Consider the following 5,220-nt stretch of genomic DNA (forward strand, 5'->3'; position numbering starts at 1 on the left):
GACCGGGAAGGTGGCCCCTCGTGCCCGCACCGGCCCTGTCCGCTTCCCCACCCGACGACGCCCGAAGCCTCCTCGTCTGCTCCGGCGAGCCGTACCTCGTCACCGACCTGCTCACCGCACATGACTGGCCGATCGTCATCGATCACCAGGCCGCCATCCACGCCGCCAGGCCCGACGGGGGCCTCTACCTGGGCTACCTCCCTGACAGCAACCGGGACGCCGGCAGCGGCCGGTGGCTGCTCGCCGCCTGCGGCACCGCCGAGCAGCGTGGCTGGACCCTGCCGTTCCCACCCCAGACACCCAGCTCCTGCGTCGCCGCGTTCGTCCGTGCTCTCCTCACCTCGGAGGCAACACCGTGATCCTGCAGCCCCCACACGAGAACGCCGACGCACGCGGCCCCCGAACCGTCGGCCAGCTCATCGCCCAGCTCCAAGACCACGACCCGGACCTGCCGGTCTTCCTGGCCATCAACCCCTACTGGCCCTTCACTCATCACATCGGCACGATCCTCCGGCACGACGGCCCCCACGGGGCCACCGCCTATATCGCCGAAGCCGGACAGCACTCCTACCTGCCACTCGAGGTCCGCTCCCAACTGGGTTGGACTCCCTGACCGCAGGCTGCGTTGTAGTGCATTCCAGGCTTTTCGGCCCGGAGCGGGAACCGGTGTCGCCAGGCGGCTCCACTGCCCTCACCGCACGCCCCTCGATCAACCGCGGTGAGAGTGGCTGCGCTCGGGGAAAGCCCGGAACGGTCCCCGCCCGGGCCGAAGAGGACGACGTGCGCTTCCTCCGTGACGTCGACGGCCGGTGCCGAGTTCTCCACAATGACCGCCTGGGCGGGGGAACGAGGAAGTGTCAGTAGAAGTGGTGAGCTGCCCGAACGTCACCAGCCGGCGAGTCCAGGCCGAGGAAGCCCAGATGGGGAAGGCGCCGTACAACGCGGTACTGGGCCAGAGCCGTGGAGAGCGCCGCCGACCTCCCGAGACCGCCGACGGTTGCCGACTGCGTAGCAGTCGCTGCACCTGATCACGCAAGAGTGCTGCGAAACGGCGGACGCAGATGGCGGCAGACGCGATGGCGGTGGTCATCCGGCCGGATGGGACGGGAACTGCTGACCGGCCATGAAGTCGAGAACTCGCTGCGGCACCCGGGTCTATGCCTGAGAGCATTGCGTCATGGGTGTGAGCGGAGCCGTACCGCAAGGTGATGATCACGATGCAGCGCAGGATTTCATCGGGGAGCCCCCGCTCGACACCGCGCAGCAGTTGCGGATCCGGGCCACCCATCGCGGGTTCACGTATCAGAATCTGTACGCCGTTGGCTGCCTGCTGAGACTGCGGGACGCGGGCGCCGAGAGCCTGCTGGTGGAGCGCGACGAGGACCTGGAGGTGGTGCTCCCGGGCCGCCGCCTCTATCTGCAGGTCAAGACGCGCAAGAGCGACGTCCTGGTCTGGAGCGACATCCGCGACGCGGTCGATCAGTACCGCGAGGTTCGGGCAGAGCATGATGCAGACCGGCGCAGCGGCAGTCCCTCGCTGATCGTGATCACCAATGCCCAGCCTGGACCCGACCTGCTGGACAGGACACTCGCGGTGGACTGGCCCGGCGACGCTCATCTGCTGTGCCCGGGCAGACCTTCGGAGGCTGAAGCGTGGCTGCCGCCGCCGGCGCCCGACCTCGAGGCGATGATGCAGTGGTGTACGGCCGAGGCCGGCAAGGTCCGATTCGCGTCGCTCAAGCCGCAGACGCTGGTGGAGAAGCTGGCGGCCCGGGTGCAGTACGTGTCCACGGGCGCCCTCGGTCAGGGTTTCGTGGCAGCGGACCTTGGCCAGTTGTTCGAGCAGTTCGTGCAGGAGCTGCAGGCGTTCCCGGAGGCCCCTGGTACGTACCGGGCCCAGAGGACCGATCCTGAACTGGTCGGCGAGCAGCGGGTTCGGCTGGTGGTCGGGTACTCGGGTGCCGGAAAGACCGCCTGGGCAGCGGATGCGGCTACGCGGTGCTCTCTGCCCGTGACGTACTGCGATGTGGCAGATGGCGTGTCGGCCGAGGCCCTCGCCGAGTCGGTGGCCCGGGAACTCGCGGCCAGGCACCTCAGCGGTTCGGCGGGAACGGAGCTTCCCTACGGGTCGGGCCTGGATGTCCTGCGAGCGGTGCACCTGCGGCTGGAAGAAGCGGGCACCATCGTCGCTGTCGTCCTCGACAACGCCCACCGCCTTCCCGTGGACGGACTCCGCGCGATCGTTGCCGCGCTACCCAGCGCGCAGTTGGTCTTGTTGGCGCAACCGTGGCCTGACCTGCCCGTTCTTGAAGCTCACCTCGGCATCACGCCGCAGGTGCTCCCCGGATGGACGGTCGACACCGTCGTCGAGGTCTTCGCAGATGAAGGCTGCCGGACCGACTACGCGACGGCGCAGCGCGTCATCACGCTCACCGGCGGTCTGCCGTTGTACGTCGGTCAGGCTGCCGTGCTCAGCCGAAGCCAGTACGGCGCCGACGTGGCCGCATTCTGCGAGGCGTTCGAGGAGGGGACGCACGCAACGCCCACAGCTCAGGAGCGCATCCTTGAGCGGGCCTTCGCAGGTCTCGGCGAGACGGCTAGGGCGCTGGCCGGCCTCCTCGCCCTGGCCGAGGTCCCGCTGAAGCGCGACGAGCTACAGCAGTTGGCCGCGGAAGCGGGGTTGGGGAACCGGTCCGTCAACGGCCGTGCTCTTCGAGAGCTTGTCGGCCCCGGGCTGACGCAGTCGTTCGGCGACGGTCACCTGAAGCTTCATGATGCCGCACGGTCTGTTGCCACGACCGTGCTTGAGGCGCTCGACGAGGAAACAGCCGACCGAGTGCAGCGAGCCTTGTGCCAGATCGTGGAGGGTGACTGGGATCCCGCGCGGCGTTCCCGCTGGATGCGGCTGCTGGGCTCGACAGGACAGATCGAGATCCTGATCGCCCTCACCGAGGAGGAGGGGTTCTTCGAGCGTGACTACCCCCGCCAGGTGCATGACCACCTCACCAACGCGGCGCTCGATCCTGCCTCGGACCCCGCACTGCGGCTCGACGCCCACAACGCGCTGTCCGCATGGGCGTTCAGGGAACGTGACATGGAGGCGTTCGCGTCGCACGTCCAGGCTATGGAGACGATCCATCGAGCCGGGCATCCGGCCTTCGGCCCACGGGAGGCCGTGCTCGTCGCCTCCCGGCAGTTCCGTCTCTACGGCTCAGCGGCTTCCCTCGCACAGCTCCGCAGGGCTTTCGCCGAGGCGATCACGCAGACGCCCGTTCCGTCCCGGTTCGAGCGAGGCTTGCGCTACGAATACGCCGGCGCTCTCTTGGAGGCGGGAAAGTACCTGAAGGCGGGGAAACTCGCTGCGAAGCTCGCCGACACGTACATGGACCGCCTTGGGCTGACATTCGCCGACGTCATGCTCCCGGTCGAGGTCCTCCACGAGCGATGCGTCAGCCACGAGACGCCAGACGACTTCAAGAGGCTCGCCGACTGCTTCGCCCTCCAAGTCAAAGTCGCGCGAGGACTCAACAGAACGGACTTCGAATACTGGGCGCTTTGGGCGGCCAAGCTCTACAACGTCTCCGGTGCCGCGCGGTCAGCCATCGACTCGGGACAGGATCTCGCAGACGTGCAATCCCGCACTGATCCCGCCGGGGCTCTGAAGCAACTCGACTCGCTACTGCGCGCGGCCGAGGAGAACAACCTGCTGGACATGGTCGTCGGGATTCGCTCCCAGCGCGCCCTCGTTCTGGCTCGCGCGGGCGATGTGCCCGGCGCCCGCGCGGAGATGGAAGCCCTCACCCGGTACGGCCTCACCCCCAGCCAGAGCGAAGACATCCGGTACCAGAGCCAGCTCATCGAAGAGATTGCCAGTCAGTTTCCTCGATGAGGCCGAGTGATGCGAACGATCGACGAGCTTGCCCAGGCCATCGCCGACACCCTCGCTCCGTACGAGCCGATCCGCACCCCCGCCAGCATCATCAAGATGTACCTGACCAAGCCGCCCACCTCACCCTGATTCGCCACGGCGTCCCCAGGTGCGGGCCCGCGCCCTGGAGTCGCGCAGGTCCCTGGGCCAGTCCTCTGGCGGCCGGATCCAGGTCGCGGATTAGGGGCTAGCCAGAGGCTGGACTAGGCTTCCAGCCCCTCGGGGCCTTCCTTGTTTTCGCCTATTATCCTGGCGCCGACGAAAACCGCGCTCAGGGCGATTGCAGCACCAGCGCTGACTGCCACCGTCCTGAGCCCCCTCTCCAGGAACTGCTTGTTCTCGCTGTCCTTCTGGAACTCCTGCCCTATATTCTGCTGGAAACGCTCATGGAGGAATTGCCGCTGTTCCCAGCTGAGATCGTCCCTGCTGAGGTCATCCTTGAGGGCTTCCCTGTGCTGCTGGGAGGCTTGATGGAAATGCTCCTGGCTTTTCTCGTTGGCCGAGAGCGTGGACTCGTACGCCTTCTTGACCGAATCCACGGAATTCTTGGCGAGGTCCTTGAAAGCGGGGAACTGCTCGATGATCTTCAGGCGCACCTCAGTGCCCATCTCGGGCATCATGGCCGCGAACTTGATTACCTTGTCTTTGGAGAGGTTCCTCCAGGACCGGATCCCAAGCGCCCGCTTGATCTCAGCTTCGTTCGGGTTGTCCATGCCCTGACTCCGTCCGCCGTCCCGTCGTGATTTCCGGATCGTAGCGGCGACCTCCGACAGTCGGCAGCTGGATCCAGCGGCGCACTGCCGACTGGAGCCTCCTGACTCGGAGGTGCGCCTGTCGCCCCTCAATCAGATGCGCGGCACCGGCCAGGACAGCCGACCCGTTTCCCATGTTGCATTCAACGCAACATCGTTGCGTCGGTTAGGCCCGCGCTGGTCAGCAGCCTTGCCCCGGGGAGTGGTCTCTCGGCATTCACCAGGGCCGAGGTGCACTGCAGGCAGTTGCACCGGTCGGGAAGAGATGTTCCATCAGATGCGTTTCCGCGCGTCATGACCAGTAGGTGCCGGACAGTGTGCCGTCGTAGCCGAGGCCGCGGGCAGCCTCCTCGAGAGAGGGGTAGATGCGCTCGACGTGGCTGAACTCGGCGTCGAAGTCCTCTCGGGTCAGTTCGGGCTCCGCCCATTCGTGGGCGCAACGGCAGCGGACGAAGACTTGCTCGCCGACGTTGAGGAGGAGCCAGTCGCGGCGGGCGTGGCACTGGGCGCAGGTGATGGGGATGCCGCGGGGGTTGAGTT

Annotated in this window: 5 protein-coding genes; 3 read left to right on the plus strand and 2 right to left on the minus strand. The window is 66.9% G+C overall.

Annotated elements, in window-relative coordinates; genetic code table 11:
• The first annotated feature begins 20 nt into the window (after positions 1-20).
• The 3 genes from AOK09_RS02885 (at position 21) to AOK09_RS02895 (ending at position 3,889) form a co-directional block, all read left to right on the plus strand.
• Complete coding sequence (locus tag AOK09_RS02885; protein ID WP_055585503.1) at positions 21-359, plus strand: DUF317 domain-containing protein; 339 nt, start codon at positions 21-23, stop codon at positions 357-359.
• Positions 356-613: a hypothetical protein gene (locus AOK09_RS02890; RefSeq protein ID WP_245687090.1), complete on the plus strand. Its 258-nt coding sequence runs from the start codon at positions 356-358 to the stop codon at positions 611-613. Before AOK09_RS02885 ends, AOK09_RS02890 begins: the two co-directional genes overlap by 4 nt.
• A gap of 564 nt (positions 614-1,177) precedes the next feature.
• Positions 1,178-3,889 carry an AAA family ATPase gene (locus AOK09_RS02895; RefSeq protein WP_055585504.1) on the plus strand — a complete coding sequence of 904 codons (2,712 nt, stop codon included), beginning with the start codon at positions 1,178-1,180 and terminating at the stop codon, positions 3,887-3,889.
• Between the two features lie 242 nt (positions 3,890-4,131).
• On the opposite strand, the gene AOK09_RS02900 is transcribed toward AOK09_RS02895, so the two are convergent.
• Positions 4,132-4,641, minus strand: coding sequence for a hypothetical protein (locus tag AOK09_RS02900; protein WP_055585505.1), 510 nt, complete (start codon positions 4,639-4,641; stop codon positions 4,132-4,134).
• Between the two features lie 331 nt (positions 4,642-4,972).
• A partial coding sequence (locus AOK09_RS02905) for a hypothetical protein (protein WP_079062684.1) occupies positions 4,973-5,220 on the minus strand: 248 nt, incomplete at its 5' end.

Source organism: Peterkaempfera griseoplana, assembly GCF_001418575.1.
GTDB classification, from domain to species: Bacteria; Actinomycetota; Actinomycetes; order Streptomycetales; family Streptomycetaceae; genus Peterkaempfera; species Peterkaempfera griseoplana.